Below are 26,576 nucleotides of genomic sequence, written 5' to 3' on the forward strand. Positions count from 1 at the left end.
TGAGGACCTCCACGTCTTCGCGCAGCCGGCGGTTCTCCCGCCGCAGCGCGGCCAGTTCCTCGCGTTCGCTGCTGGTCAGGCCGTCTCGCTCGCCGGCGTCGACCTCGGCCTGCTTGACCCAGTCGCGCACCGCGGTCTCGGTCAGGTCAAAGTCCTTGGCGACCTGGCCGACCGAGCGGTCGCCACGCCGGCACAGCTCGACGATCTCGGCTTTGAACTCCGGCGTGAACGAGCGGCGAGGGCGTGGCTTCTTCTTCCCCATGCTCTCCATGATGGACATCCTCCCGGGGCTGAACCCCAGATCTCGGATGTCCGCCAAAGCGAATCAAGCCCACCCCCGCAGGCCATCACTCGGCGGTGTTGCCCTCCGGTGGCTTGCGTAGCGCCAGGAGGCCGGCGATGCCGAGGGGCGGGCCCCATAGGCTGGCGGCGTTCTGAGGCTCAAAGTCCCCCCGGGACAGCTGCCACACGGTGATGAGCAACGAGTACCGCGACCACGGCTCCGCCGAGCCAGCCCACCGCTTGCCACGCCCGCCGGTGCCGGCGCCCCCCGATGTTCATGGCCCCGATGATGGCCCCAGCCCGCACCGGCGCACAGTCCCTTCCCATACCTGCGCTCTGTGATGCCCGGACGCGCGGCCTGTGGTGTACTCCCCCGCCCCATCAGGCGTGGCTGGGGAGTGGGGTTGCGTGTGCACCCGCCGCGCGCCGGGGCTGCGCCCCCGCGGTGCCTGCGGTCGGGCGACCGGTGCCGGTGGCGGGTGGAATCCGCGGTGACGAGGCGTTCTGGTCGTCGCGGCTGTGCCACAGTGACCGAAGGCAACGGGTAGGTGAATGGGGGCGGGACGATGAACGCCCCCCTACCACAGTAACCGCAGGCTCAGTTCGGCTGGTCTGGGGTGTTCCGGTGGTGGACGGCGAGGTGATGCTGGAGATCGGCGTGGCGGAATTGGTAGACGGGACCGACAGCGCGTAGCAGGCCGAGGCGGTGAGCGTCATCGAGGAAGGACATGAGCCGACGCGGTAGTTCACGGCGGCGTCCCGGGAGGCGCAGCGTGATCAGCACGTACCTCTTCCAGGCATGGTGATCGCCAGCGTAGAGGGCCGCGGCTGGGCCACCCACAAGGCCGACCATGAGGCCGCCGGCCGGTCCGAAGATGAGACCCGTCACCAGGCCGTAGGCCAGCCCGCCGGTGAGGCTGATCAAGGTGATTCTCGTGATGTTTACGGCGCGATCGGCCCGCCACGTACTGAACGGCGTGTTCGCTCGGTCGGTCGCAAGAGGGTGCTCGGCATGCTCGCCGAGCCAGATGCCGACCGTCAGGGCGAACATGGTTACGAGTCCGGCTAGAACGCCAGCGAATAGGGACCAAGTCAGGAATCCGGCCGCGAGGCCGACGAGAGCGCCGACACCGGATCCACCCAGGACGCCCCAGAGGAGTGTGCGGACAGTGCCACCAAGGGACACCCGCAGGTAACCCGGTCTGGCATCTTCCCACTCGATCGAGGCCGCTGAGGCCAAAGCCCCGGCCAGAATGCCCGCGATCACGGCGTCACGGATCGCCCAGATAGGACCCTCGATGAGCATCTCCAGCAGCAAGACGGGAACCGCGACGCACAGGCCGACTCCGACTCCCGCGGTGAGGCGGCGCTCACGAAGCGGGATTCCGTCGTCCAGGTCCCACCAGGCGAGGTCGTGGGTGTGCCGTCTTTCGAGCCGGTCGGCGAGTAAGCCGAGGTACCGTGCGGTCGGGCCAGGCTTCCAGCGACGTCGAGGCTCGAATGGCCTGGCGAGATCGTCGCTCGGTGGTCGCGTGGCGAGTGTCACAGGAATGAGACGGTCGAAAAGGTGGGCACGCAGCACTGCGGCCGTGGGAAACACCATGGGGTCAACGAGTTGGGCGGGATCTAGCCGGGGATCGCTCCTGTCCAGCCGGGCGGTGTAGATCGTGCCCAGCAGCCATAGGCCCAAAGGGGTAGAAACGACATCTGCGAGTGGGGGTGCGTCACCTGCCCTAAGACGGGACAGAACCTCGTCCCAGGCCGGAGTAAGGGGGCGCTGGGGGTGGTCGGCCAAGTAGTCGGCGGCGGCCCGTGCGGACAGCGGCCGGGGCTCGATGACGGCGGCGGCAGTCAGCCTGCCAATGGAGGCGACGGCGTTGGCGTACTCGTCCGGGCGGCAGGTCAGGATGACCTGGTCGGCCGCCGCGGTGAGCGATCTGTCGATTCCCGCCAGGACGGCGTGGCGAGCCGGCTCAGAGATCTCGTCCAGCCCGTCCAGGACGGGCAGCACCTTTGCGCGCATGACAAGTACCCGTGCCATGTCGGATCCGAACTGTTCGGCGGCGAGCGCCGGGTACCTTCTCGTAAGCTGGTCGGCCAGCCAGTCCCGCAGATCAGGTGTGCTATCTACGTCCCATTGGGTGAGGGGTAGCAGGACCGGTACCGGCTCGTCGTCTGCGCGAGTCGCAAGGAGCTGCCTCAGGAGCTGCACGGCGAGTGTCGTCTTCCCCGAACCTGCCCTCCCCAGGACCACGAGCCTGCGGCGGCGCAGCGCACGGAAGCGCGCCGCCACGCCCGCGATGTCAGCCCCGGACACTGACCACACGGCAGGCGCGTCGCCGAACACCCGGGCTGGGGTGTCCACCACCGCGAGGTTCGCGGTCAGATCCCAGTGCACTGGGATCGGATGATCGTCCAGGCGCTGGATACGCGCCTCGTTCCGCCACTGCTCGGTGACACTGGCCCTCAGCATCTCCATCGCCTCAGCTATAGCCTCTTCCGAGGGCAGTCGTTGCGGCGGGTGGAAGTGATTGACTTGCTGGTTGTTGTCGCCCACCTGAAAGGCGGTCGGCCCATGGAAGATGTTGCGGAACACCCCACCTTCATCCGCGCCTGGGGCCGGGGCAGTCACCTCTCTGACCCGAAGTGGTTGACTTGCCGGTTGTTGCCGCCCATTTGGAAGGCGGTCGGCCCGTGGAAGGTGTTCCCCGACACGCCACCAGCCGCAGGCTGCGCGTGCCGGGCCTGCTCGACCAGTTCGTGTAGCGCGGCGGCGAACTCCTCGCGTTCATCGTCGTCCGCGTCCTCCAAGAGCGTCTCGAACCGGGTCCGCCAGGACACCTCCTGGTCCACCAGTACTTGCTCGACCGCGTCTTCTCCTGCCGCTTCCAGGGCCGCCGCGGTCCGGTCCAAGCGCTCCAGCTCCACCCGCTCCCGCTCAGGATTCCCGCGGCCCAGCAGCCGCGCCACCCGCTGCCGCAGCGTCTCCCATGCGTCGGTACCCGCGGCCTGCGCCACGGCCGTACCGCTGGCCGCAGCCAACGCCACCAACGTCTCTGCCAACATCCCCGCCCCCTTCACCCCATGCCGACACCACGAACGTAGCGCCGAGCCCAGCTTCCAGCACAGCCTCTGCGACATCCGTAAGCCGACGAGGCCCCGTCGGCATGGCCGTCATCCCGGCCTCGGGGCGGCCGTTTCGTTCGAATCGGTTGAGGTCCGCCGCGGGCTGGGGACGGCGACCGCCGGGTCCAGCTCAAGGCGAGTGTTCATGTCCAGCTTGGTGGTCGGCGTGAGAATGACATGGCCTTTCGTCACTCATGCCGCCAACGGGTGAGCACCATCTGTCAGTGCCAATCACGAGATCGCTGAGCCTGCACCACTGACACTCAGATGATGCTGTTCAACTGACACTCCCCCGCAGATCATCACTTCAAAGGTGCACTATCTCTAGCCTCAGGGCAGCTGAGCTGGGGTGGAGTGGGCCCAGGCGGCACCGGACACGGTAAGCCCGTCGGCGGCCGCGATCGCGCGAGGCACCATCAGTTCTGCCGGCGACATGGCCGAGAGCCGTGGTATCGAATGCAGGTAAGGGAAGGCGAACCCGTTGCCAGAAATCCGCGCGATGGTGCCGTCTTCGCCGGGTTGAAGCGGGATGCGGTGGGTCTTCATCGCGCTGATGTCGACGTCGCGGTAGGGCGCCGACGGGTTCTTCGACAAGAGTGCCGAGTAGATCCGCAGCTTCTTGTTGCCGACCAGGTCCCACACGTCCAGGTCGAGCGAATGAGTTCCCTTGGGGATGTAGCAGTACACCGGGAGCTGGGTGAGGCCGCTCGCGAGCTTGAGGTAGGTGTGCGGTGAGCGTCCGGTGGAGTGGGATGCATCGATGTCGTATGTCAACGGAGCCTGGTGGTCGGCGTGAGAATGACATGGCCTTTCATCACTCACACCAGCAACGGGTGAGCACCATCTGTCAGTGCCAATCGCGAGGTCGCTGAACCTGCACCACTGACACTCAGATGATGCTGTTCAACTGACACTCCCTCGCAGACCATCAAGGGTGCCTGCGGGCAGCCAGCGTGCACGGGACGTGCAGGAGGGGCGCACAGCAGGCGGTCTCGCAGAGGGTGTCGCGGGCGGGCAGGGTTCCGCGGCCGACCCGAGGGCTCGTCCTGCTCAGCAGGTCATGACGGTCAGGACCGCTGTACCGCAACCACGCTCTCCACCGGGCAGGTCTCGCGGCGCAGCTCGTCGACGAGGGCTGCGCTCTCGTCCTGGCCGGGTCCTACGGTGTGGTCGGCGGCTTGCAGTCGGTCAGGGGCCGGGGAGTGTGGTGGGTCCGGGATGGGTGGTCAGCCATTGCTGGAGTTCGCGGTGGCGGAACTGGTAGGCGGGGCCGGCGTAGCGGAGCAGTCCCGCTTCACAGGCCCAGTCCAAGAACACCACCAGCCGGAACGGCAACCGGCCCCTCGAGCACAGTAGGAACACCGCGTAACGACGCACCACGACATCCCCCTGTCCGCCCGCCAGCCCGAGTGCCAGCCCGACCACCAGTCCGGATGCCAGCCAGCCCGCCAGTCCGACCTCTACCCCGGATGCCAGCGCACCCACCAGCCCGACCACCAGCCCGACCACCAGCCCGGTCACCAGCCCGGTCACCCACTGGACCACAAGATCGTCTCGCAGAAGCCCCCAGGGACGCGCCTCCTTGGCGGGCGGCGCTTGTAGCCCGGACCTCAGCATGACCATCAGCGCGACTACTAGCCCGACCACCAGCCCGACCACCAACGCGACCACCAGCCCGACCACCAGCCCACCCATTAGCCCGAACGCCTGCCCGGCTGGCAGCCCGAACGCCTGCCCGGCTGGCAGCCCGAACCCCAGCCCGGCTGGCAGCCCGAACGCCAGCCCGCCCTTCAGCCCGACCCCCAGGGTGCGGCTTGGGATGGCTGGTCTGGAGAGCCTCAGTCGACCTGGCGGTTCGGGCCGCGCTGTCGCCGCCGACAGCGCGGCCCAGACAGCGATCAGAACGATCATGGATGCCATGAGTGTGGGGACGGTGGTGGTCCGGGCCAGGGGAAGGGTAAGGAGCACGGCACTGACGGCCAGTACGGCGTCCAGGATGCGGACGCGGGTGCGGCCGGCCAGTGGCCACAGCTGGTGCAGGACCAGGTCGGTTCCCGCGCCGACGGGGACGGGCGTGGTGGCCGGTCCGGTGGTGGTGGGGGTGAGGGCGTGGGTGAGGTGGTGCAGCCACCGGTGGACCTGGTCCGGGTGGTAGGTACGTTGACGACCGAAACTGCTGCGGGGGTGGGGGCGGAGGCGGGTGGCGGCGGGGATGAAGCGGGCCAGCAGGTGCTCGTCCAGGGCCTGCGCGGTGGCGTGGGTGGTGAGTTCGGGGGGGTTGCCGTCGTGGTGGTAGACGGTGGCGGTCAGGCACAGTCGCCACGGTGTGGACAGCAGCGTGGCCAGCGCGCCGGTGGGGTGCCCGGTCAGGTGGTCGATCAAGGGCTGCCAGCGGGACATGTCCTGGGCGCGGGTGGTCAGGTAGGTGATGGCGTGGGCGGGGGTGACGGGGGCGAGGGTGATCTGGGCGGAGTCGCGCAGGGTTCCGCGGGTGGTCAGGGCGTGTAGGTGGGCGGTGCGGCAGGTCAGCACCACTGGTCCCGGCTCGCCCCGTACCCGGTAGCGGTCCAGGTGGCTCAGTGCCGCGCGGGCGCGGGGGGCGTCCGGGTCGGGGGTGCCGTCGGGCAGGGTGGGGTCCATCTCGTCTAGGCCGTCCAGTACCGGCAGGATCATGCCGTGCTCGACCAGGGCGGCCGCCTGCGTCGTGGGCCAGCCGTAGGCCTCGATCAGGCGTTGGGTCAGGAGGGTTTCCAGGGGGGTGGTGGTGTCCCACAGCGAGACCGGGATGCGGACCGGGACCGGATCGGTGTCGGCGCGGGTCTTGAGGAGGGCGAGGATCAGGGCGAGTGCGAAGACGGTCTTGCCGGCGCCGGCGGGTCCGGTGACCACCAGGCGTTGGGGGCGGACCTGACGCCAGTACGTGGCTACGTCCGGCGGGCCGGCTACGGGGTGTGAGGGCGGGAGCAGGAGCGCGGGGGCCGGGGTGGGTAGCAGGCGGGGGTGCGGTGGCGGTACGGCCGGGCGCGGGCTGGAGGGTGTAGGCGAGGTCGATGGGTACGGTGTCGTCGCCCAGCAGCTGGCCGTGGACGCGGCTCTCGCCGGCGGTGACCTGTTCGGCGAGGGTGGCGGACCAGGTGCGGACCAGGTCGGCGGTGTTGCCCTCCGGTGGCTTGCGCATCGCGAGGATCGAGACCAGCAAGGCGGCGAGGCCGATCGGCAGGCCCAGCAGGCCGGCGGTGTCCTGCGGTTCGAATCCGCCCCGGGACAGTTGCACCACGGCGTAGAGCAGGCTCGCTGCGACCACGGCTGCGCCGATCCAGCCGGTTCCTTTCCACACCCGCCGATGCTGACGGCCCCCGATCGTCATGCCCCCGATGATGGCCCGGACCTGAGGCACTGCGCAGCCGTTTCCCGGGGCCACGCGGCCCCAGGCGTGCCGGGCGCACCGGGTGGGGGCAGGCGGCCGTGTAGTGGGGGCTGCGCCCCTGGTGGGCGCGTGGGGCAAGTCGTGGACGGAGGGCTGCTTGGGCAGGACGTCAGCTTGGCGTTCCACGAGCCAGCGGATGTCGATGTGCAGGTCCACTCAGGCCACCCGGGAGGCCTTCACTCCTCGGCGGCGCCGTCGCGCGGCACCACCTCGCCGCAGTCGGGGACGTTGGCGCCGTCCGCGGCCTCGGCCCGGTCGTCGCCGTTGACGTAATAGGCGGACACCCAGCCCTTCCGTCCGCTCCCGCCCACGTCGGTCCGCAGCCACCACGAGTTGTAGACGCCGTTCTCGGTGACCGTCGCACCCGGGGCCCGGCAGTAGACGTGGTTCCGGCCGGCCCGCAGGGTTCCCAGCCGCTGCGAGTCCCGGGGGGGCTGCTGCGGATAGGGCCGTCCTTGAAGGTGACGACGACGACCCGGGCGAGCTCGGGGCTGGGCGAGCGTGAGGGCGTCGCGGTCGCCGATCCGCCCTGGTCCGCCGTACCGCCGGTGCCGCCGGGGTCCTCGCGCTGGGTGATCCCGTAGACCAGCGCCGAGATGGTGAGGGCCGCCACCGAGACCAGGGCGCTGAGGCCGAGGGCGGAGCGCCGCAGCCATCTCGACCGGTCGGTGCCGGTGCGGGCCTCCGGGCGGTCTTCCGACCGGGTCTCGGGCCGGGCCGGCGGGTCCGGGTCCGGCCGGGGGCTCACGTTCGGGCCGAGGTGCGGCAGGGGGTCCGGGCGGGGCTCCGGTCCCGGAGGCGGCGCGGGTTCCTCGAGGGTCGGCTCGGGCTGGGCCGCCGTGGTGCTCGAACGGACGGCGCGCGCCACCGGAGCGGGGAGCCAGTGCTCGGGGACCGACAGCTGCGCCGGCCGGTGGCCGAGCGCTGCTTTGATCATTTCCAGTACGGCGGTGGTGCCGAGCCGCCGCTGCGGATCCTTGGCGAGGCAGCCGCGCACCACCTCGCGCAGCCCGGCGGGCAGCCGCGTCAGGTCGGGTTCCGCGTGTACGGCCCGGTAGTTGACCCCGTAGGCCGACCCGGCCCCGAAGGGCGGTGCTCCGGTCGCGGTCCAGAGCAGCACCGCTCCCAGCGCGAAGACGTCGCACGCCGGCCCGGCCCGCTCCGCCATCACCTGCTCGGGCGCCATAAACCCGGGGGTCCCGACGGCGACTCCGGTCCGGGTCAGCCCGTCGGTGTCGCCGGCGATGGAGATCCCGAAGTCGATCACCCGGGGCCCGTCCGCGGACAGCAGCACGTTCGCCGGCTTCAGGTCCCGGTGCACCACCCCGGCCGCGTGGATGGCCTCCAGCGCCTCGACCAGCCCCGCGCCGAGGGCGAGCACCGCGTCGGGTGCCCAGGGCCCGTACGAGGAGACCGCCTTGTCCAGGGACAGGCCGGGAACGTACGCGGTGGCCAGCCACGGCGGCCGTCCGTCGGGATCCGCGTCCACCACGGCCGCGGTGTACACGCCATTGACCCGCCGGGCGGCGGCCACCTCGCGGCCGAACCGGCGCAGGAACTCCTCGTCGTCCGCCAGGTCCGGACGTACGACCTTGATCGCCATGGCCCGGCCGCCGGGGGACCGGCCGAGGTACACCCGGCCCATCCCGCCCGCACCCAGCCGCGCGACGATCTCGTACCGCCCCACCCGCCGTGGATCCCCGGCCTCCAGGGCATCGCCCACCGTCACGACGCTTCCCCCCATCATGTACCCCCGACACACCCGGGCGGGAGACTACCCAGGGGGCCCGGCCGTCACCAGGGTCCGGGCAGTGCCTGGCGCGTGCCCTAGGCTCTGTTGGTGGTCGGCGTGAGATGACATGGCCTTTCGTCACTCACGCCAGCAACGGGTGAGCACCATCTGTCAGTGCCAATCGAGAGGTCGCTGAACCTGCACCACTGACACTCAGATGACGAAGCCCAACTGACACTCCCCCGCAGACCATCAGCGTCCGGGACGTCCGTGGTGGCCTGCCGCTGGAGGACCGCGTCCTGCTGGTGACCGCGTACCCGCGCGCGAACCTGACGCGGCGCCAGCTGACCCGCCACGTTCGGCATCTCGAGGTCCGTCCCGATGGCGAACAGCGAACGCGCCTGCATGAGTGGGAAAGGGTCCGCTCCCGATCAGATGGGAACCCGCTGTCGAAGGGGACTCACGCCGAGGTCCCGGCGGATCGCGTTCCTCAGGTCGTGGAGGCGATCGGCGAAGGCCTCTAACTCGGCCTGGTAGTCGGCCAACGTGTCGTTCTCACCCGCGCGGATGCGGTCACGGAGCCTACGAAGGGCCGCGGAGGTCTCCACGGCGGCCCGTATGACTGGCTCCGACCCTATGAGGACGAGGTGCTCCTGGGCCTGGTGCACACCGGCGTCTCGGAAGGCCGCCCGCGCCGCATGGTCGCGGGTGGTCCCGGCGGCAACGTCCCCCAACGACACGGCTCGCATCATCTGGTTCGCCTCGTGTATCGCGTTCAAGTAGCCGATGTAGACCTCACGCCGGAGCGTGAGCCAATGGCTGCGCTGGTCCCGTCGCCAGCGGACGCGGTCACCAACAAGCGCCGCGCCCAGCGCGATAACGGCCCCGAGCGCGGTGGAGAGCATGGAGATCCATGACACAACGCGTGATCTTAGCGACGCACGTGCTCCCGCGCCGCTCGGCCGCGTTTCTTCGGACTGACCGGCCACTCGGCCAGCGCCCCCGCACCACGCTCCACGACGGGCCCGGCGCGGGGCGGGGCGTGGACGTGTCTGCCCGGAGCGGCTTGCCGCCCTCTTTACGGTGCGTGGCGCTTACCCCCACTATCGGTGCTTACGGTGGATCTGGGGTGGGGGGATGCATTGGCCACGGGTACAGACAAGGACTACTGGGCTGCGCAGGCGCTGCCGAGCGTGCTCAAGCACAAGCTGCTGGGCCAGTACGTTCCCCGTTTCGGGGGTATGACCGGCTCGCGTGGGTGGCAGGTCGTCTATCTCGACGGCTACGCGGGCGAGGGGCGGTATGCCAGTGGCGACTCCGGCTCTGCGGAGATCGCGATGCAGGTGGCCGCTCATCACCTGGAGAAGAACGGGCTGTTGTGGAACTGCTTCTTTGTGGAGCAGAAGCCCGATTCGGTGGCTCGTCTGGACCAGGTGGCTGCCCAGTACCGCGCCCTGGGTGTGGATGCCCGGGTCCACCATGCCGACGTCGGCGGGGTCCTGGGCGAGGTCCTTCTGGCAGCCGCGGGGCTCCCGCTGTTCCTGTTCCTGGATCCGTGCGGCTTGGGGCTGCCGTTCGACCGGATCGTGCAGACGCTGAACCAGCGGCGCACTGCGCGGGTGTGGCAGCCGACCGAGTTCTTGATGAATTTCAGCATGGACGCCGTGCGGCGTCTGGGAGGCAATGCCCGGTCCGCCCGTGGTGTGGAGCGGTCTTCGGAGCGTTTCGATGAGGCGTGCGGGGGCCGGTGGTGGCGCGAGTACTTCCGGCCTGATGAGCCGGTCGCGGCGGACGTGGATGAGATCGTGGCGGCTCGGTATGCGCAGCGGTTGCGGGAGCAGACCGGAATGTTCGTGCAGTCGGTACCGGTGGCCAGGAAACCTGGGCACAAGGCGGTGTACCACTTGGTCTTCGGGACGCGAAGTGCGCATGGTCTGTGGTTCTTCGGAGATGCCGTCGCCCGGGCTCGGGACGCGTGGTGGGCGGGGCTGGAGAACAAGGAGGAGCAGGAGGACCCGGACGCCTTGTTCTCCGCGGCCTCCATGGTTCGGCCGGACCCGCAGGAGATCATCGACGCTGCCGTGCCCGTCATGGCCGGCAACATGGAGCGGATCCTGCACCGGGGCCGGCGGCCCTTCAAGCTGCTTGACCACACGTTGGAGGTGTTCGGCGACTACTACGGTCAGGTCACCGAGCGCGCCGCGCGCAATGCCGTGAAGCTGCTGCACAGCAGTGGTCGGACGGCCAGTACGGGTGTCGGAGGCAAGACCCACGAGCTCATCGTGGAACCGCCTCGGTGAGCGGTCAGGCGCCGGTGAGAGCGGGCATCTGATCCCAGGTCAGGCCCTGCAGGGTGCGGCCGCCCGCCTTGGGTGTGTGGCCGCCCCACTGCTTGAAGAAGAACGCGACCTGCTCAGCTAGGCACAGGTCCCGGATCTGCGTCACCCATGCCTCGTCCATCGGCCGGTGCCTCGGGCCGGACTCGCCGCCGGCGATGACCCAGTGGATGCCGTCCAGGTTCAGGCCGTCCAACGGGCCCAGGAGCGGTTCGCAGGACAGGAAACGTACCGCGGCGGGCACATGGCGCAGGTCTTCCACGCGCGGCAGTTCCGCCGCGGACTCCACCGAGACGCCCATCCACACGTTCTCCGGCCAGTCCAGCTTCGGAGCGACCTGCCGCAGCCGCCGCGCCCGCTTGGTGAGCACCTGGTAGGTGTGCTGCGGGGTGTCGGCCATGACCTGGAAGACCTGCCGGACGAAGTCCAGCGGCACCCGTGCATGGAAGAGGTCCGACATGGAGTTCACGAACACCGTCCGCGGGCTCTTCCAGCCGTATGGGATGTCCAAGGCATCGGGGTGGACAGTGACGTCGAAGCCGGGCCCGGACGTGCGGGGGTCGCCGTCGTTCTGGTACTTCGCCGCGCCCATCGCCTTCAGCCGCTTGGCCAACGCCAGGGCGTAGCAGTTGTCGCAGCCGGACGAGACCCGGTCACATCCCGTTGTGGGATTCCACGTCGCCTCGGTCCACTCGATCGTACTGCGGTCACTCACCGGGCACCCCTCCGTATCCCGCGGGCCCGCCCGTCCTGGCGCGCCGCGGTCTGCTGCCTGACCAACGACGGGCAGCATCGCCGGACATTGCCATCCAACCACCGGCCACCACGCGTGGGGACCACCGCCGCAGACTGGGACGACCCGCCATGTCGCCTCCGCCGGTCCCCCAGCCGCATGCCGTCGTGCTGCCCGTCCATGACCACGCGCCTTACGTGTGCGAACGCGGGGCCCGACTGGGCGGGAATGGGGATGTGGCCGCAGGAGATGGGGGGCATGGATCCAGACTGGGCGTCGACGGCGCTCGATTGCCGCGGTGTGCGCCCACTGGGGCCTTGCGGTCGTGATGAGCAGCGGTACGCGGTTCGGTTCGGGGCGTCCGGATGGGGCGCGTTTGTCAGTGAAGGATGCGAGCATCGGTGCCAGCCGGTCCGGGGTGGTACCGGCCAGGGGCGTGGGCGTGTCGATGGTGAGGGGGCCGGGGATGGCCGCAAGAGGGGACACACGGCGGATCCAGACGGCGGTGCTGGGTCACAAGGAGTCCGACGAGCCGCTGGCGCTACCGCAGGAGGCGTTCGAGCTGGACGTCTTCCGGCACCTATACCAGGGGGCGACGTACTGGTGCGGGGTGCTGCTCGGCGGCTGCGGTGGGCAGTTGACGACGAAGCTGTACACCGACCGGGTGTGCCATTTCGCGCACTACCCCGACCCCGATGGGCTGCCGACGGTCTGCTCGCGCGCTTCTAGGGGTGTGGGCAGCGCGGATCACCTGTACTTCAAAGCGGCCGCGACCGCGTGGTTGCGCGAGCAGGGCCAGGACGCGCACTTCCACTTCGCCCGGCACGCCGGCGCGCCGGTCGGGTCGGTGGTCGATCTCCATGTCGAGGGCGGTATGCGGCTGCGGGTGCACATCAACGCCCAGGTGCCGGTGCGGTGGGACATCGGGGACGGCACCGAGACGGTGCTCGGGCCCGGCGTTCAGGTGGGCTCCGAGACGCTGGCCCGGCGCCGGTACGTCAACCGGGTCCGGTTCTACAGTGACGGGCCGTGCCGCCGGATGCAGATCGGTACCGAGGCGCTGGGCCGGGGTACCGACTGGTTCGCGCTGGAGGAGTGCACGATGACGCCGGACGGGTTGGTGACGCCGACCGTCGCGGAGCTGCGGCAGCGGTGGCAGCAGGCCGCCGCGGCGCCGCCGGTGCCGCGCGCCGAGCCCGTCGTGGCGGCCGAGGCGCCTCGGGCCAAGCGGGCGTCCGCGTCAGCGGGTTCGGGGATCTCGGCGCAGGTCACCCGGCTGGTGTTGCGGCTGGCCAGCGCTCAGCGGGCCAGTCACGTCGCAGAGGTGGAGGCGCTGTGCGAGCAGGGCGAGAGGCTCCTGGTGCAGCTCCACGGGGATGACCACGGCCGGCTGCGCGCTGCGATCGTGGCGGCCGGCCGCTGGCTGGAGCAGAAGGACCGGCTGCGGCAGGTGGTCTTCACCCGCCTGCGGCAGGCGTTGGACGGGCACCGGGTCGAGGAGACCAGGTCGATGGTGCAGCAGGCCACCACCTTGGAGCAGCAGGGTCATCGTCTGTCCCTGGCGCAGACGGACCTGATGAGCGAGGCCCTGCGGTTCCTGGACCGTTTCCGGCCGCCCAAGCGGGTCCCTCGAGCGGGCAAGGGCACGGGCCCGGGTGCCGCGTCGGGCCGGGAGGCGGGCGCCGCGGGGCGGCCGCGCGACCGCCAGCCGGACCAGTAGGGACGCCGAGCAGGGCAGCGGGGACGCCAGCCGGAGCAGCGAGGAGGCGTGGTGCCGGTCCCGGACCGTCCGGTGCGGACTCCGGTCGCCGTGGAGCGCTCCGCGCAGGACCTCGCCGTGGTGGCCAAGGCCGTTCGCGGGGCGCTGCTGAAGACCGCCCGGCAGCAAGGCGTCACCTCCTGGAACCGGCTGCGCCGGCAGCTGGGGTCCGCGCTCCCCCGGCTCTCCCCGCAGGAGCAGGAGCGGGTGGTGCTCCTGGTCGACCGCGCCACCGAGGCCGACCAGCCGCCCCTGTCCACGCTGCTGGCGGCCGGTGACCCCGGCACGGTGGCGGCGTACCGGCAGTCCGCCGCCAACCTCGGGCTGATCGTCCCCGACGACGACGCCGCCCTGCGCGACGTCCTGGAGGCCGACGCGGCGTCCCTGCACCGCCTGTGGGACAGCCGGTAGCCGTCACCGGGGTCCGCGCGGTAGCTGCTGGGGCCGGACCAGGCCCACGCCGAGCTCCGCGGCCGCGTCGCGAACCGCGTCGTACGTCTCGTGCCCGGGACCGGCGTCCGTGCACGGCACGGCGCACCCCGGGGGCGAGCCTCTCAGCCCCGGGGTGCGCCAGGTGGGTCAGGCTGCGGGTGACGCCGAAGCGACAGAGCGTCGACGGTTCGACCACAGCAGGAGCCAGTGCTCCTTGTCCTGCTGCTTGACGCCCAGCTCGGCCAGGTAGGCCTCGTACGCGGCGAGGTCGCCGGCCATGGCCGCCTGGGCTTCCGCGAGGCGGCGGCTGAACCCGGTGTACGGGATGAACTCCTTCGAGTCGCGGGGTGGGGAGAGCAGCACCCGGAAGATGTCCTTCACGGAGCTGCCCGTCGGCTGAGTGGGTTCCATCACTCGGTCCCACGTCTGCAGCCAGCGGCGCCGGGCCGCGGGCTGCTTCAGGTCGACCGCGTCGAGGAAGGCCTCAAGCTGCTGCCGGGTGCCCGGCAGAGTCCGCCGCGTGACGATGCGGTGGGCGGTGGAGTGCCCGAGCCGGCCGTGGCCGCCGGCCTGCTCCTCCATGGCCGCCATCGTGGGGGCGCCGGCCTTCTCGTAGAGCTCGACCAGCGCGGCGGACAGGTCGGCCTCGCTGCGCACCAGGCGCAGGGCCGGGGCCGGGGGGCGGGGGTTGTCCTTCAGGCGGTGGTGGTAGCGGGCTTCCCTCCACAGGTCGGTGGCGACCTGGGCCGAGCCGCCGCACGCGGTGACCGCCGCCACCACCGTCGTGGGCTTGGGCGGGGGCTTTTTGCCGTTGGCGGCGTCGCGCAGCGTGGTCGCTGACAGGCCGGTGAGGGCAGCGAGCTGGTCGTATGTCAGGCCTGCGCGGGCCCGGAGCTGGCGCTGGTAGTCGGCCAGCTTGCCGACGGCGGGGATGGTGCTGACCACCGGCTTCGTGGTGCGTCCCATGTCAGTCGTCCTGCGCGAGCTTGCTGAGCTTCTTCGCCCAGCGGCGCGGGGAGATCCGGCCCATGGCGGTCGCCGCGGCAGCCGCCGCGATCGCCCCGGTGGCGCCGATCAGCTTCATCACGTCGCTGAGCGGCATCCCGTGCAGGGCCAGCACCACGGTCGCGGTGAAGATGAAGCCGAAGATGACGGCGATGACGATCGCCTCGGCGGTGCTGAGCCGCCCGGCCGGGGCGCCTCCGCCGGGCGGCGGTGCGTAGGGCGGGGTCTCCAGCGCCATGGCGTGCATGGGCGCAGGGTTGTGCGGGTGCGGCGGCATCGGGGTGCCGTTGAACGGGGTCAACTTGAATCCTCTGCTCTGCGCCCCGGCCGGGCCGGGGCTGGTTCCAACGCGAACCGGCTCCGTGGCGGGCTATTGGCGTCACCCGCTCGGTCTTCCGGCGCTACGTGGCCATCATCCCAGGAGCAAGGTTCAACCCCGAGTCCGCAGAGCCCCGTTCCGGCCGATTCCGCGCCTGGTATCCCAGCCATCAGGTTTGCGCCCAATGGTCGAACGGGCTCGTCGACCCGTGACCGCGCCGCTGCGGATTGCGACGAAACTCCTGGTCATCCGGGTGGAAATCGCCGCACCGATGCTCGTGCGTCACCATGGGGGGAGCGATTCCGCAGCGTGTGACCCAGATCGTGTTGCCACTCTCCCTCTCTGGTAGTCATTATGGGCGGCGTGAATCGAGGTACGAACTCCGTTAGCGGAGGCGCACCTTGAGGACAAAGAGAGAAAGATAGATAGAAAGAAAGCGGCCATCGCGCTGCTTTCCGCATGGCGTCGCCTGATTGCTCTGGTTCCAACCACGCTACGAGGCACGCGACTTACGCAGATCACCGTGTTGGCGCACGGCCTGCGGACCTTAAGCCGGTACCGCCTCGTGCGGGCCGGCTGTCCGCATGTCCGCGTCCGGCATCGTGCGCGACGAAGTCGCCGCGTTCGGCAGCGCGCAACAGCACCCGCGGCGGCTACGCGGGACCGGTCCCGTAGCTGCCAGGCTGCTGATGGGCGCCGTCGTGCCCGCGCCGGAGACCGCGCCGCTCGGCAGACCCTTCACCAGGGGAGATGGCTCAGCACCCGTGACGGCCCTCCGGCGCTTGGTCGGGCGGACTCGTGCGGGCCGTGTCACGTCAGGGCGGTGATGGTGGCAATCCAGTCCTTCATGAACCGGTCGGGGTCGTGCGGTGCTTGTCCGCCGCTGCGGTCCATCAGGGACGGTCCGCTGACGACCTGCTCGAGCAGCACGTCATGCATGCGGACAAGGTCCGGCTGGAGGCAGGCGACGAGGTGATCGGCGACGGTGCGCGGGTTGCGGTGCCCCGTGGCGAACCCCATCAGCGTCGACGTCATCCCCATCTGCTCCACCGTGGCGCGCAGCGCCGCCTGTGCCGGGGTGTCGGGCATCAGCAGGGCGTGCATCAGCAGGAACCAGCCGACGGCGGCCAGGAAGTAGTACACGGCGCGCGCGGCTCGGAGGTCGTCGGCGGTGACGTTGCGGGCGGTGGCGAGCGGGTCGGTGCGGGCGGCCTCGGCGAGCGGGTCGTTCAGGGCGCCGGTGAGTTCCAGATCGGTGAGGACCTCCGCCCAGGTCTCGGCTGACATCTGCGGAAACGCGCCGGTGGAGGCCATCGCCAGCGCGAGGGCGTCGGCGCCCACTTCCCGGTAGCCCATGCCCAGGACGGCGATCAGATGCGCCAGGCCCCGCCCTTCCCCGCGCTCGAGGGCTTCGGGCGGGACATCGCCTGCGCCCAGCAAGCTTGCCCGCACGGCCGCCACGTCCACGCCCGGGGTCCCGGCGGGCACGATGGCCTCGGCCGCGGCGTAGAAGGCGTCCTGCAGCTGCTCGGTGTGTGCTGCGCGGGCTTGTTGGAGCAGGCGCTGGATCGGGCTGTTTTCGATGGCCCACACCACTGCGGCACACACCGCGTGATCCGGCGGCTCGGGCGCCTCCGGGGCGCGGCCGGCTTCGGCGAACCAGTCCAGCACCGCCCAGCGCAGGTCCCGGCCCTGACGGGCGTGCCGGGCCAGGACAGCGGCGATCCGGACGGTGGCCGGGTGAAGGACCGCCACCGAGCCTCGGCCCCGGCCGGGATAGCGGCGTTCATGGCGTGGCAGCAGGCCTGCGCGGCGCCACCGCTCGAGCTGCGTCAGGGAGACCTGCAGTCCCTGCTCCGCAAGCCGGGCGATCAGCTCCCGGTCGGCCGGGCTGGGTCCGCTGCGTGCCATGCCCCGGATCTTAGAACCCCGCGAAGTGGCCGGGATTGAAAAATGCCGGCTCTGGCTGACTGAGATCAGCAGACCCCGGCAGGCATCCGGCCACCGGGGCGACAAGGGACAGGAGCACCTCATGGCAAGCGGGGGTTCACGGCGGCCGCGGCGCCGCACCCTGGCGGCGCTGCCGCCAGTGGCCGGGCTGACCGGGCTGGCAGCCCTGCCCGCCGGGCGGACCGCAACGATCACCGCCGGCGTGGCGGTCCTGGGGTATCTGGTCGTGCTGGCTGCCGTGGCGCTCGGTGCGGCCTTCGCCCGAAACCCGGACACTCGCCGGGCCGCCGCCCGCACCCTCGACCTCCTGCTCCGCCTGATCCCCTGGTACTCGCCCCAGTGATGGGAGCTGACCAGGGCCGTGCAGAGGGTGTTCACAAGGGTGACGGGCAGCTTCGCAACCCCACCCAGCGCAGGGGCCTCGACGAAACCTGAAATCACTCGGCCGACGGGACCCGAGAGCCGTTGGAGCCTCGGGCCGCGTTGATCGATGGCGTGACCGTTCACGAAGAACTCGCTGCACGGGACTGCCTGCGAGGAAGCGATCCGCGCGGCGGTCGGCCCGACGGGCTTCATACAAGGCGCCGAGCCGGATCGTAGGGCCGGGCGCCGGGCGAAGGCGGTGAACAGGGCAGCTTGAGTTACTTGAGTGGTGCCGCACAGGGTCACAGCAGGCCAGGGCTCGCAGATGAGTCAGTACGGCCGCAACGACACGCAGCGAGTGGCCGCCGTGCTCAACAACCCGATGTGGGCCGCCCGGGGCCGGCACCGTCCCCTGAGCTCCACCGGTGCCTGGACCCCGTCCGCGTCTATCCCTGAGCGGCGGAAAGGGTGCTGTCGGTCGCTGTCATGCAGCCACACCCTCCTCTGATGGGCTACTCACCGCTCGACTGCTCCGGTTGATCCTCCACACGAACACAGCCGCCCCGAGGGGCAGACCCATGAGCGCGCCCAGGTTGAACCCGAGGTCTTCGGCGCTGGGCGAGATCCACGACGCTGCCGCGCTGCCTGCCGCTGCCAGCGCCACCATGGTGAAGAGGATCGCGACAACGCCAGAGCGCCGGCCCGGAGGCTGGGCCCGGTACAGGTCGGCGACGGGCCGACCTCCTCCCACGACAACCGCGGTGCACACCGGGCTGAGGCTGTCCGGCAGCCAGCCAAGAGGCCAAGCGACCAGCGCCAAGAGTCCCAGGGGAACGAGACACAAGAGCATGCCCCAGGCTGTCTCCGCAGCCACGTCCCACGGTCTGCGCCGTATCGGGCCGGCCCCCTGCTCGCTGGTCATGCCGGGAGCGTAACCGCAGCAGGCGTACCACCAGCGTGCAGGGCTCTCCCCGACGTTGTCGGCGGCCACCAGGATCGGCGGCCAGCGCTCAGGTGAAGGGAGGCAGCCAGATGCGCATGCCGAGCGCCCGGTAGGCCTCGGCATGGTCCCGGATGGTCAGCCAGTTGCGGCGGGTGAACTGCAGGTGGCGCTCCTGGTGCGGATGCTGTTTACCCAAGGCTGCGCAGATCGCCGTGAGATCGGGCGGGAAGCCGACCACACCAGCCACCTCAAAGGCCTCGAACAGCACCAGGACGTACCAGTCCACCCCGGGGATGCTGTGCACCAGGTGCTCGTTCACCCAGGGAACGGACGCATTGGCGAGGTACTTGACCTGGACCTTCTCCCCGTCCGGGGACTCGATGTCGTAGTCCGCCTGGACACGAGACACCGCGAGCCGCCCGCCCCATAAAGCGGCCACGAAGCGCTCCGCAAACTCCGACAAAGGATCCCGGTTCGACTGCTCCACGCCGAGCATCGCCAGCAGCGTCCGGCGCGCCCCCCGGTAGGCGGCGAGACCGTGCAGGTACTCCCCCGGGCCGGGCACAGCCGCTGGAGCGGCACCGCGATCGCTGTCGTGCATGCGCAGCAGGGTGCCACGCCTGGCCGGGAGCGGCCCCCGCTTCGACGGGACTGAGGCCTGTCATGCGTCGGGCGATGGGCCGAAACGGGCCTACCGTCGGGCGCTGTCGGTACCGCAAGGGGCCGCCCGGGTCAGCGAGCGTCGCCCTGCCAGTCCCAGCGGGCCGGGTCGGCCGACCGCGGCCCGTACACACCGCGCCCGCCCAGCCCGAACCGGCCGATGTCGGTGCGCAGCGGGGCACCGGCAGCTCGTTCGGTCTCGGTCCAGCCGGTGATGTCCAGCAGCAGTCCGTCCAGCGGGCCGCCGTACAGTTCCCGGTAGATGTGCCCGGGGCGCGGTCCTGGGTGCGGGTCGTCGGTGTCGGTGCCGTAGACCCGGCGCGGCATCAGCTCGTCCATCCCGTCAGCCTGCCACCGGGGGCCGACAGCAGGCTCGTCGCGTTGCGCCGGACCAGGCGCGTGTTGGCGTGATCACCCTGCTGCGGGACGGCCGCGGTCTTCCGGCCGGGGCCCCGCGGGGCAGGCTTCCTCCGCAGGGCCGGCCACTGCCAAGCGGTTCAGCGCCGTAGGGCCTCTTCTTGGGGATCGAAGCAGATCAGCCCGTGGTCGCGAGCCAGCGCGGCGGCGTACGCGGACACCTCCTCGGCCCTGCTGTAGGTCATGAGCAGGTACACGATCGGGCCCGAGGCCTCGTCGATGACCGGTGGTGACGCCCACGGGCTTCGCGGCACGTCGTCGGGGTATCGCTCGACGAGCGCCTCGACGTAGGCGTCGATGCGTGGCGACGGTGGTACGACCGCGTCCTCGGAATCCAGATAGCGCCCGTAGAGCTCGTCGTAGATCGCGCCCGCTTCGGCGTCATCGAGCGGGCGCTCGCCTTCCCACACGGCCAGGTCGTAGCTCACGGCCGCATCCTTGCAGGTCCCGGCGTGAGGAGGCGTCAGCCGGGCACGGCGCCGACGGGGCCGCGTCGGGCCGCCTCAGGCGACCGTGGCGAGCCCGAGTTCCTGCAGCTGCTCGAGCTGGCCGGGCTTGAGGTGGGTGCCGGGGTCGCGGAGCCAGGCGCGGTAGGCACGGCCGTCGCCGGACTGGGTCAGGGGCTCGCCCTTGCTGAGGCGCAGGCGGGCCTGCTGGCAGTAGCGCTGCCAGCCGTAGTCCCAGGCCGGGGCCCAGTGCGGGTCGATACGGTTCAGCTCGGCGACGACCCACTGGTTGGGGTTGTTATTGCCCAGCCGGTTGCGATGGTTGGACATGCGCTCGCCGAACGGGAAGCCGTCGGCGGTGACGTAGGACTTGGCGACGTTGAGGCCGCCGTGTTCGCGGGCGTAGGTCTCGGCGTGGGTGATGAGGACCTCGTCGTTGTCCTTGCGGGGGTCCCACTGCATGCCCCAGTGCTCCAGCGCTGTGATCTGCCAGTGGTGGAGTTCGCCGCGGCGGTAGGCGGTGCGTTGACTGGACAGCCAGGCGTCCAGGCTGACCCGGTGCGGGTCGCTGTTCAGCGCCTTGGCCTGCGCGGGGGTGACCGCGAGGTGGCCGTTGGTGTGGAAGAAGTTCATGGCCACGATCGCCATGTCCCGCCAGTTCTCGGTGACGGCCGGCGGGTGCAGGACGCGCAGGTGCAGCACCTGGGCGAGCTCGCGGGGGGTGATCTGCTGCCCGTCGGTGCCGACGACCTCTGGCAGCTCGGGCACCTGCGGGCCGAACGGCGGCTCCCCGGCAGGCTGTGTGGGCAGCGGCGCGGCCACCTTTTCCTCGGCGGCCTCGCCGGTGCCGGCCGCCCCGCCCCCGGGGTAGGTGGCCTCGCCGGGCTCGGTTTCGGGCTCGTCCTGGCCGGGGGTGGCTTTCAGTTCGGTGGTGGGCAGCCGGTCGGCGATACGCAGGTCGTGGGACCGCAGCGCCAGGAGGATCTCGTACAGCGGCCTGTAGGCATCCGTTTGCATCAGGTCGGTGGGGTCCTCGCCGGGGGCGAGGTAGATCGGCACGATCAGCGTGGCCTTGTCGGTGCTGGTCGGGTGCAGGCGCACCGCGCGGCCGAGGGCCTGCACGACGTCGGTGACGGAACCCTTGGGGGACGCGAAGACCAACCCGTCCACGGTCGGCGCGTTGTATCCCTCCCCCAGGAGCCTGGAGTTGGCCAGGACCTTGAGGGCGGCTTGGACCAGGTCGGCGCCGAATTCGTCCAGCAGCTGGTGCCGGTCGGGGGTGCGTTGGTGGATGGCGCGGGCCCACAGGCTGTCCGGACGCAGCGGGCGCGGGCCGCTGCCATCGGCTGCCTCGGCGGTCTCGCCGGTGAGGGCGTCGGCGGTCTGGATGAGGCGGGTGATGAAGGCCTCGGAGTCTTTGATCTCCTTGTGGAAGGTGATCAGCTTCTTCAGGTCGTGGACCGCGCAGGTCTTCAGGACGGCGGTGGCGAGGCTGAGCTGGGCCAGGACGTCGGTGGCGGTGGCGGCGCGGGTGCGGCGCAGGGCGCCTTGGAGGGTGGGGTGGTCGACGGCGGTCATGACCACGCGGTAGTCCCTGGCCAGGCCGAGCGCGATGGCCTCGCTGAGCATCATGCGGAAGACGGTGGGGCCGAAGGTTTCCTCGTCGTCCATGGAGGCCGCGAGGTAGGGGCCGGTGGTCCCGGCGACGTCGAGGCCTTCGGCGTAGGTGGGGTCGGTGGTCCAGATGCGGGGGGTGGCGGTGAAGTACAGGCGACGCCGGGCGGGGATGCGGGCGTCGTCGTGGACGGCGGCCCAGGCCTTGCCGAGGCTGCCGGAGGTGCGGTGGGCCTCGTCGCAGATGATCAGATCCCAGGTGGGGATGGCGTCGGTCTTGTGGGCGGTGATGACTGCGCCCATCTGGGCGTCGGCCTCGACCAGGGAGGCGTAGGTGGCGAAGACGGTGTAGTGGGAGCTGTCGTTCAGCCAGTCGGCGAGCACGCTGGCGTCGGTGGTGTGGTCGATGCCGCGTTCGGTGAGCGCTGCCACGGGGCTGCACACCGCGTAGATGTCGCCCATGCGGGCGCTGTCCGCTTGGTAGGCGTCGACGGTCTGCACGAGCAGGTCGAGGGTGGGCACCAGGACCAGGCGGCGCCGGGCGTGGCCGGATTTGGCGAGGTCTTCGCAGATGCGGCAGGCCATGAGGGTCTTGCCGGTGCCGCAGGCGGAGACGATGGTGGCGCGGCCGCCGTAGCAGACCGCGTGCAGCCCGGCGCTGATGGCGGCCTTCTGGTACTTGGCCGGGATCTTCCGAAGCGCGCGGGTGGGGTCCGGCTTCATCACGGGCGGGGGTCCTCACGGGTGTCCGGGCGCCCGGCGGGTCGGCGCAGACGGGTCCGGCGCGGCAGGCGGGATGGCGCGGGCGGGCGGGTCATAGCTCGAACTTCACGAAGGCCAGGTCGGTCATGTCGGTGTCCATGCCGGTGGCGAGCTGGAAGTAGGCCTCGGCAACGCCGGCGCCGAGCAGGTCCCGGGCGCGGGTTTCGTCGGCGGCGGTGCGAGCGGCCAGTAGGGCCGCGGTGGTCGCCGTGGTGAGGTCCTCGTTCAGCCACCGCTCGCGCGGGTCGTCGGTGCGGCTGCCGCTCACCCCGAAGAAAGCGAACTGGGCGCGGACGTCAGCGTGCAGGCCGGTGGTGGTGATGTGGGCGTCGATCTGCTTGCCGGTCACGCGGGGCCGGTACAGGCCGCGCACCGTCTCTTCCAGGCGGGCGGCGAACGCGGCCGGGGGGTGCTTGCGCAGGCCGCGCAGCCAGCGGCGCACTGTCTCCGGGTGCACCCCCAGGGCGTCGGCGGTGGCGCGGGTGACGCCTCCCAGGCGCTGGTGCACGTAGGCGACCTGGGCCTGGGGGGCGGCCAGGCGGGCCGGCAGGGTCCGGCGAGCGCGCTCTCGCAGGTCGTCGTGGACTTTGGCGCGGAGGGTGTTCAGGGCGGCGATGACGCTGGCCTCGTGGACGGGATTCACCGGGATCACTCGCCTCCGTCCAGGGCCGCGGCGCTGTCACGCGGCATGGTCTTGTCCTTCATCTCGTTCGCGGGGTTGCGGCCTTGCTCGGCCCAGCGCAGATACCAGTCCATGGTCTGGTGGCTGTGGAAGGCGCCGTCGTAGTAGAACGGCTCGACCTTGACCTTGCCGGGGTTGCAGCCGACTTGGAACCCGGACCTGTGGCCGGTCAGCCACAGCATGTCCGTGGACTTTGAGGCGTACAGCAGGCAGTCGGTGCGGATCGCCAGCGGCACCGCGCCGGTCGCCGCCTGGGTGGCGGCGATCTTGCGGTGCATGTTCACCCGGGACCGGGCAATGATCGCGGCCCGGATGTCGGGCCGCCAGGTCGGCCGGTTCAGTGCCGGCCAGCGGCTGCCCTCGGTACGGCGGCCGGTGCGGTGGTCGCGCTCGCGGAGCTTGCCGATGGCGCCCTTGAACGTCGTCTTGATCGCGGAGAGCACCTGCAGCTCGGTCGCGTTCTCCTCGCGGAAGGCGGGGTCGTTCAGCTGCTCCATCGCCGTCAGGAACTCCTGCGGCGCGAGGCCCTCGCCGATGCCGAGCGCCTCGTAGGTGTCCATGTAGGCATCCCGCAGGTGGTTGTACCAGGGCGTCAGGTACGGGGCGTTCCCGAACGCCGGCGGCGGCTCCTTGGGCAGCTGGCGGCGCTGGATCTCGTCCAGGACCGGCGCCGGGTGCGGGGCCAGCCCGAGCCGCTTCGCCTGCTGCTCGTTCGGGCGCACCCACGCCTCGGCCGCCGGCGGCGGCCGGAAGCCCAGTTCGACGGCGTAGGCGATGGTGTGGGTCTCGTACCAGGCAGGCCCGCTCGGGTGCTCACCGGTGGGGGTGAACGGGCTCGGCATGCCGTCGGGGACCGGCACGCCGGACAGGTCGTACAGCCAGCTGCCGGGCAGCTTCTTGTCGAACGGCACCCGCTGCAGGTGGTAGGGCGCACAGGTGCCCACCTGCAGCTTGTTGGCAGCCGCACCGAAGGCAATGTTGATGTCCAGGGACACAATGTACGGCAGGCCGCGTTCGGCATCGGTGGGCATCCGCCACCACTGCAGCGCCTCCTCCAACAGGGTCTGCGCCGGATCGGTGTGGTCACGGCCGACGGTCAGCGGGTGCCGGGGAGGGGCCTCGCACGGGGCCGGGTCGACCGGCAGGTGCAGCGCGTCGGGCACCCACGCCGGGCGCACCTTCCCCGACGTCTCGTCCCGCCAGGGCCGCGTACGAGGCCGCAGCGCAGTCATCAGCTCCTGCCCGGTCACCGCGGTCGAGCTCAGCGGCGTGGCAACCCGGCGGCTGTAGGCAGACAGGAACTTCACCACCTCCGCGACGGCGAACGCCGGACGCCCGTCCTTGACGGGCAGCGGCCACCCGTACGAGGGGCTCAGCGCACCCCAGGGGGTGATGGCAATTAGCACCGAGCGCCGCCCCTTGGCCTGCGGCTGGTACACCCTGGCCCACGCGCTGAACCAGGGAAGCTTCTTGTCCCCGCGGCGCGGGACCACCCAGCCGCCAGCCGCCAGATCTGCCAGCACCGGATGACCGGCGGGCAGGGCGCGGGTCTCGGCATCGTCGCTCGGCGGCAGCCCGAGCCTCTCGGCCGCCTGAGGCATCAGCACCACCAGCGGATCGCTGTCCCGGCCGAACTGGTGCAGCCTGGGCGTGCCCACCGGCTGCCGGGTCACCCACTCCGCAAGCTCCCGCACACTCGTCGCGGGGCAGCGCAGCGTGCCACCGTCGGCCAGATACGCGGTCCCGCCACCGTCCAGCACAACAAACGGACCCCACGAGGTGTCCTTCGGGTCCCGCTCGTTGACCTCCGCCTGCAAGTCCTGCTCCGCGACCTCGCCGGGTACCTCCTCCACGGGCGACTCGTCGGCGGCAACCGGCCGGGAGCGCTTGGTGCCCGCGGGCCACTCCCCCACCCGCTGCGCCACGGCAGCCGCCCCCGGGCCGGGGGCGGACTCCGACACGTCGTGCGGCTGTCCGGCGCCGGCAGGTACGGGCACCACTGCTGGTGCCACGGCGGCAGGCTCCGGAACCTGAGGAGCGGGGGCCGACTGGTCTTGCGAGCGGCAGAACCCGGGCATGTGCGCCGCACGGCCATCGATCCGGTACGGCGTCGGGGCACCGCAGTCCTCGCACGGCGCGCTCTCCCCACGCCGCACCCGGCCCGCCCCGGCCGCCGTTCGCGGCATCGGAGCGTGCCCCTGCCCGCCGGTAGGAGCGTCGGCGGATGCGGCCGTCGGGGCAACGATCCTTTCCTCAACCGGCACAGCGGCAGGGACAGCACTGGGAACATCGGTAACACGAGTGGGGACAGGGTCGGCCGGCTCGACCGGGGACAGGGTTGGGTCGGCTTCGGTGAAGCGGGCACGGGACAGCTCCGCGCGCAGCCGCACCGACGTCAGCGGCCCGAAGTCCCGCTCGGCGACCACGACGTCGGCCGCGCCGTGCGCGTCGGGCAGGGTCAAGGTGAGCGTGACGTCGGCGTCGAGGGCGGTCACCGTCTGGGGGTCGTCGGTGTCCACCACGGCCAGGACCGGCACCGCCAGACGGGCCGCAAGCTCCGCCAGCACCCGCGCTGCCTGCGGCAGCGCCTGGCCCGACAGCGGCAGATGCGCGGCCGGCCTGGCCTGCAACCGGTCGACCACCACCAGCGCGAGGTCCTCCAGGTCGCCCGCGGTCTCGGCGATCTCCTCCGCCCGCATCCCCGCCGTGTCATCGATGTACAGGGGGTGCCCCAGCCGCGCGGACACCGCCTGCGCAGCGGCCAGTTGATCCGCAGGCAGCGTCCCGGCCCGCAGCCGCTGATAGTCCACCCCCGCCTCGGCAGCCACCAGGCGCAGCGCCACGTCCCGGCGAGAAAGACCCGACGCCGCATACAGCACCGTGCCCCCCTCACCCAGCGCGGTGGCCCGGGCAGCGGCGATCGCCAACAGGCTCCCCCCGGCACCCTGACGGGCGGCGACCACGGCGAGCCGTCCCGGCGTGAGCGCCTGCCCGGCCACCGCCAGCGACGGCAGTCCGAACGACACCCCCTCGCGGGCAGGCACGGCCAGCACGTCCGGCGCGACCACCGCCCGGCCCGGACTCTGCCGATCTCGGTGACTGACGGCGGGGGGCGGGGTGGTGGCGGCAGCCTCCGCCACCACGGCGACCGGCTCGGCGTTGCGCGTCACCACCTGTGGAACATCGCCGATGGTGTGGGTGGTCGACGGAACCGTCGGAGCCGAGGCGGTCGGTGTGGCCGACGCGGCTTCCCAGGCGGGCTGCTGGCTTTTCGGCAGCGCGGTGGAGTCCGGGACCGCCGTGACGTTCGCGGCTGCGGGGAGCAGTACGGCAACGGGGGTGTTGTGGCGGCGCAGGACCTGAGGGTGGCCCTCGGCGGCGCGCTGAATCAAGTCGCCGAGCCTCTTGCGGGCGTCCGTGATTCCGAGCGCTGCGGCTTGGGTGAGGTCCCAGCCCAGTCCGGTTGCCTCGGCTGGGGTGGTGAGCACTGCATGGTGCGGGCCGCGCGTCAGTGACGTGGGCCTTCCCTCGGTAGCGGCGCGGATCAGCTGCGGGAGCGCGCTGCGCGCCTCGTGCAGCGTCGCCGGA

At 71.1% G+C, this 26,576-nt stretch carries 22 protein-coding genes and 1 pseudogene; 5 read left to right on the forward strand and 18 right to left on the reverse strand.

Annotated elements, in window-relative coordinates:
• The 6 genes from ABZ312_RS38795 to ABZ312_RS38820 form a co-directional block, all read right to left on the reverse strand.
• Positions 1-262 (reverse strand): transposase (locus tag ABZ312_RS38795; RefSeq protein ID WP_500439733.1); only part of this gene is annotated, 262 nt, incomplete at its 3' end.
• 618 nt (positions 263-880) lie between these two features.
• Complete coding sequence (locus ABZ312_RS38800) at positions 881-2,878, reverse strand: NACHT domain-containing protein (protein ID WP_500439734.1); 1,998 nt, start codon at positions 2,876-2,878, stop codon at positions 881-883.
• Between the two features lie 32 nt (positions 2,879-2,910).
• Complete coding sequence (locus ABZ312_RS38805; RefSeq protein WP_500439735.1) at positions 2,911-3,348, reverse strand: hypothetical protein; 438 nt, start codon at positions 3,346-3,348, stop codon at positions 2,911-2,913.
• Positions 3,349-3,738: 390 nt separating this feature from the next.
• Complete coding sequence (locus ABZ312_RS38810) at positions 3,739-4,182, reverse strand: hypothetical protein (RefSeq protein WP_500439736.1); 444 nt, start codon at positions 4,180-4,182, stop codon at positions 3,739-3,741.
• Positions 4,183-4,596: 414 nt separating this feature from the next.
• A complete protein-coding gene (locus tag ABZ312_RS38815) occupies positions 4,597-6,297 on the reverse strand; it encodes a hypothetical protein (protein WP_500439737.1) in 1,701 nt (566 codons plus the stop codon).
• Between the two features lie 647 nt (positions 6,298-6,944).
• Positions 6,945-8,564 (reverse strand): serine/threonine-protein kinase, encoded by a 1,620-nt coding sequence (locus ABZ312_RS38820; RefSeq protein WP_500439738.1) that lies wholly within the window; start codon positions 8,562-8,564, stop codon positions 6,945-6,947.
• Positions 8,565-8,811: 247 nt separating this feature from the next.
• On the opposite strand from ABZ312_RS38820, the pseudogene ABZ312_RS38825 reads away from it, so the two are divergent.
• Positions 8,812-8,914 (forward strand): annotated as a pseudogene (locus tag ABZ312_RS38825) (IS5/IS1182 family transposase); the annotation flags it as partial.
• A gap of 84 nt (positions 8,915-8,998) precedes the next feature.
• Here the strand turns inward: ABZ312_RS38825 and ABZ312_RS38830 are convergent.
• Entirely contained in the window at positions 8,999-9,472 is a 474-nt protein-coding gene (locus tag ABZ312_RS38830) for a hypothetical protein (protein WP_500439739.1), read from the reverse strand.
• A 213-nt stretch (positions 9,473-9,685) separates the two neighbouring features.
• On the opposite strand from ABZ312_RS38830, the gene tcmP reads away from it, so the two are divergent.
• Complete coding sequence (gene tcmP, locus ABZ312_RS38835) at positions 9,686-10,867, forward strand: three-Cys-motif partner protein TcmP (protein ID WP_500439740.1); 1,182 nt, start codon at positions 9,686-9,688, stop codon at positions 10,865-10,867.
• A gap of 4 nt (positions 10,868-10,871) precedes the next feature.
• On the opposite strand, the gene ABZ312_RS38840 is transcribed toward tcmP, so the two are convergent.
• Positions 10,872-11,618, reverse strand: a complete 747-nt coding sequence (locus ABZ312_RS38840) for a DUF5131 family protein (protein WP_500439741.1) — start codon at positions 11,616-11,618, stop codon at positions 10,872-10,874.
• A 484-nt stretch (positions 11,619-12,102) separates the two neighbouring features.
• Between ABZ312_RS38840 and ABZ312_RS38845 the strand changes: the two genes are divergently transcribed.
• Both ABZ312_RS38845 and ABZ312_RS38850 read left to right on the forward strand, forming a co-directional pair.
• Positions 12,103-13,356, forward strand: a complete 1,254-nt coding sequence (locus ABZ312_RS38845; protein ID WP_500439742.1) for a hypothetical protein — start codon at positions 12,103-12,105, stop codon at positions 13,354-13,356.
• Between the two features lie 51 nt (positions 13,357-13,407).
• Positions 13,408-13,806 carry a hypothetical protein gene (locus ABZ312_RS38850; RefSeq protein ID WP_500439743.1) on the forward strand — a complete coding sequence of 133 codons (399 nt, stop codon included), beginning with the start codon at positions 13,408-13,410 and terminating at the stop codon, positions 13,804-13,806.
• A 168-nt stretch (positions 13,807-13,974) separates the two neighbouring features.
• Here ABZ312_RS38850 and ABZ312_RS38855 read toward each other — a convergent pair whose 3' ends face one another.
• The 3 genes from ABZ312_RS38855 to ABZ312_RS38865 form a co-directional block, all read right to left on the reverse strand.
• Positions 13,975-14,793 carry a helix-turn-helix domain-containing protein gene (locus tag ABZ312_RS38855; protein WP_500439744.1) on the reverse strand — a complete coding sequence of 273 codons (819 nt, stop codon included), beginning with the start codon at positions 14,791-14,793 and terminating at the stop codon, positions 13,975-13,977.
• A 1-nt stretch (position 14,794) separates the two neighbouring features.
• Positions 14,795-15,133 carry a hypothetical protein gene (locus tag ABZ312_RS38860; RefSeq protein WP_500439745.1) on the reverse strand — a complete coding sequence of 113 codons (339 nt, stop codon included), beginning with the start codon at positions 15,131-15,133 and terminating at the stop codon, positions 14,795-14,797.
• A gap of 828 nt (positions 15,134-15,961) precedes the next feature.
• Complete coding sequence (locus ABZ312_RS38865) at positions 15,962-17,062, reverse strand: hypothetical protein (RefSeq protein WP_500439746.1); 1,101 nt, start codon at positions 17,060-17,062, stop codon at positions 15,962-15,964.
• Between the two features lie 121 nt (positions 17,063-17,183).
• Between ABZ312_RS38865 and ABZ312_RS38870 the strand changes: the two genes are divergently transcribed.
• A complete protein-coding gene (locus ABZ312_RS38870; RefSeq protein WP_500439747.1) occupies positions 17,184-17,444 on the forward strand; it encodes a hypothetical protein in 261 nt (86 codons plus the stop codon).
• 504 nt (positions 17,445-17,948) lie between these two features.
• Here the strand turns inward: ABZ312_RS38870 and ABZ312_RS38875 are convergent.
• The 7 genes from ABZ312_RS38875 to ABZ312_RS38905 form a co-directional block, all read right to left on the reverse strand.
• On the reverse strand, positions 17,949-18,386 hold the full coding sequence (locus tag ABZ312_RS38875; RefSeq protein WP_500439748.1) for a hypothetical protein: 438 nt from the start codon (positions 18,384-18,386) through the stop codon (positions 17,949-17,951).
• Positions 18,387-18,474: 88 nt separating this feature from the next.
• Complete coding sequence (locus tag ABZ312_RS38880; protein ID WP_500439749.1) at positions 18,475-19,008, reverse strand: hypothetical protein; 534 nt, start codon at positions 19,006-19,008, stop codon at positions 18,475-18,477.
• A gap of 131 nt (positions 19,009-19,139) precedes the next feature.
• Positions 19,140-19,406: a hypothetical protein gene (locus ABZ312_RS38885; RefSeq protein WP_500439750.1), complete on the reverse strand. Its 267-nt coding sequence runs from the start codon at positions 19,404-19,406 to the stop codon at positions 19,140-19,142.
• A 158-nt stretch (positions 19,407-19,564) separates the two neighbouring features.
• The gene (locus ABZ312_RS38890) at positions 19,565-19,912 is read right to left on the reverse strand and encodes a hypothetical protein (protein WP_500439751.1); all 348 of its coding nucleotides are present in this window, start codon (positions 19,910-19,912) and stop codon (positions 19,565-19,567) included.
• A gap of 75 nt (positions 19,913-19,987) precedes the next feature.
• Positions 19,988-22,267 (reverse strand): helicase associated domain-containing protein, encoded by a 2,280-nt coding sequence (locus ABZ312_RS38895; protein ID WP_500439752.1) that lies wholly within the window; start codon positions 22,265-22,267, stop codon positions 19,988-19,990.
• Positions 22,268-22,358: 91 nt separating this feature from the next.
• A complete protein-coding gene (gene tpg / locus ABZ312_RS38900) occupies positions 22,359-22,958 on the reverse strand; it encodes a telomere-protecting terminal protein Tpg (RefSeq protein ID WP_500439753.1) in 600 nt (199 codons plus the stop codon).
• On the reverse strand, positions 22,955-26,476 hold the full coding sequence (locus tag ABZ312_RS38905; RefSeq protein ID WP_500439754.1) for a type II toxin-antitoxin system prevent-host-death family antitoxin: 3,522 nt from the start codon (positions 26,474-26,476) through the stop codon (positions 22,955-22,957). The genes tpg and ABZ312_RS38905 overlap by 4 nt, the downstream gene beginning before the upstream one ends.
• Positions 26,477-26,576 lie beyond the last annotated feature (100 nt).

The organism is Streptomyces sp. NPDC006207, from assembly GCF_040613835.1.
Taxonomy (GTDB): Bacteria; Actinomycetota; Actinomycetes; order Streptomycetales; family Streptomycetaceae; genus Actinacidiphila.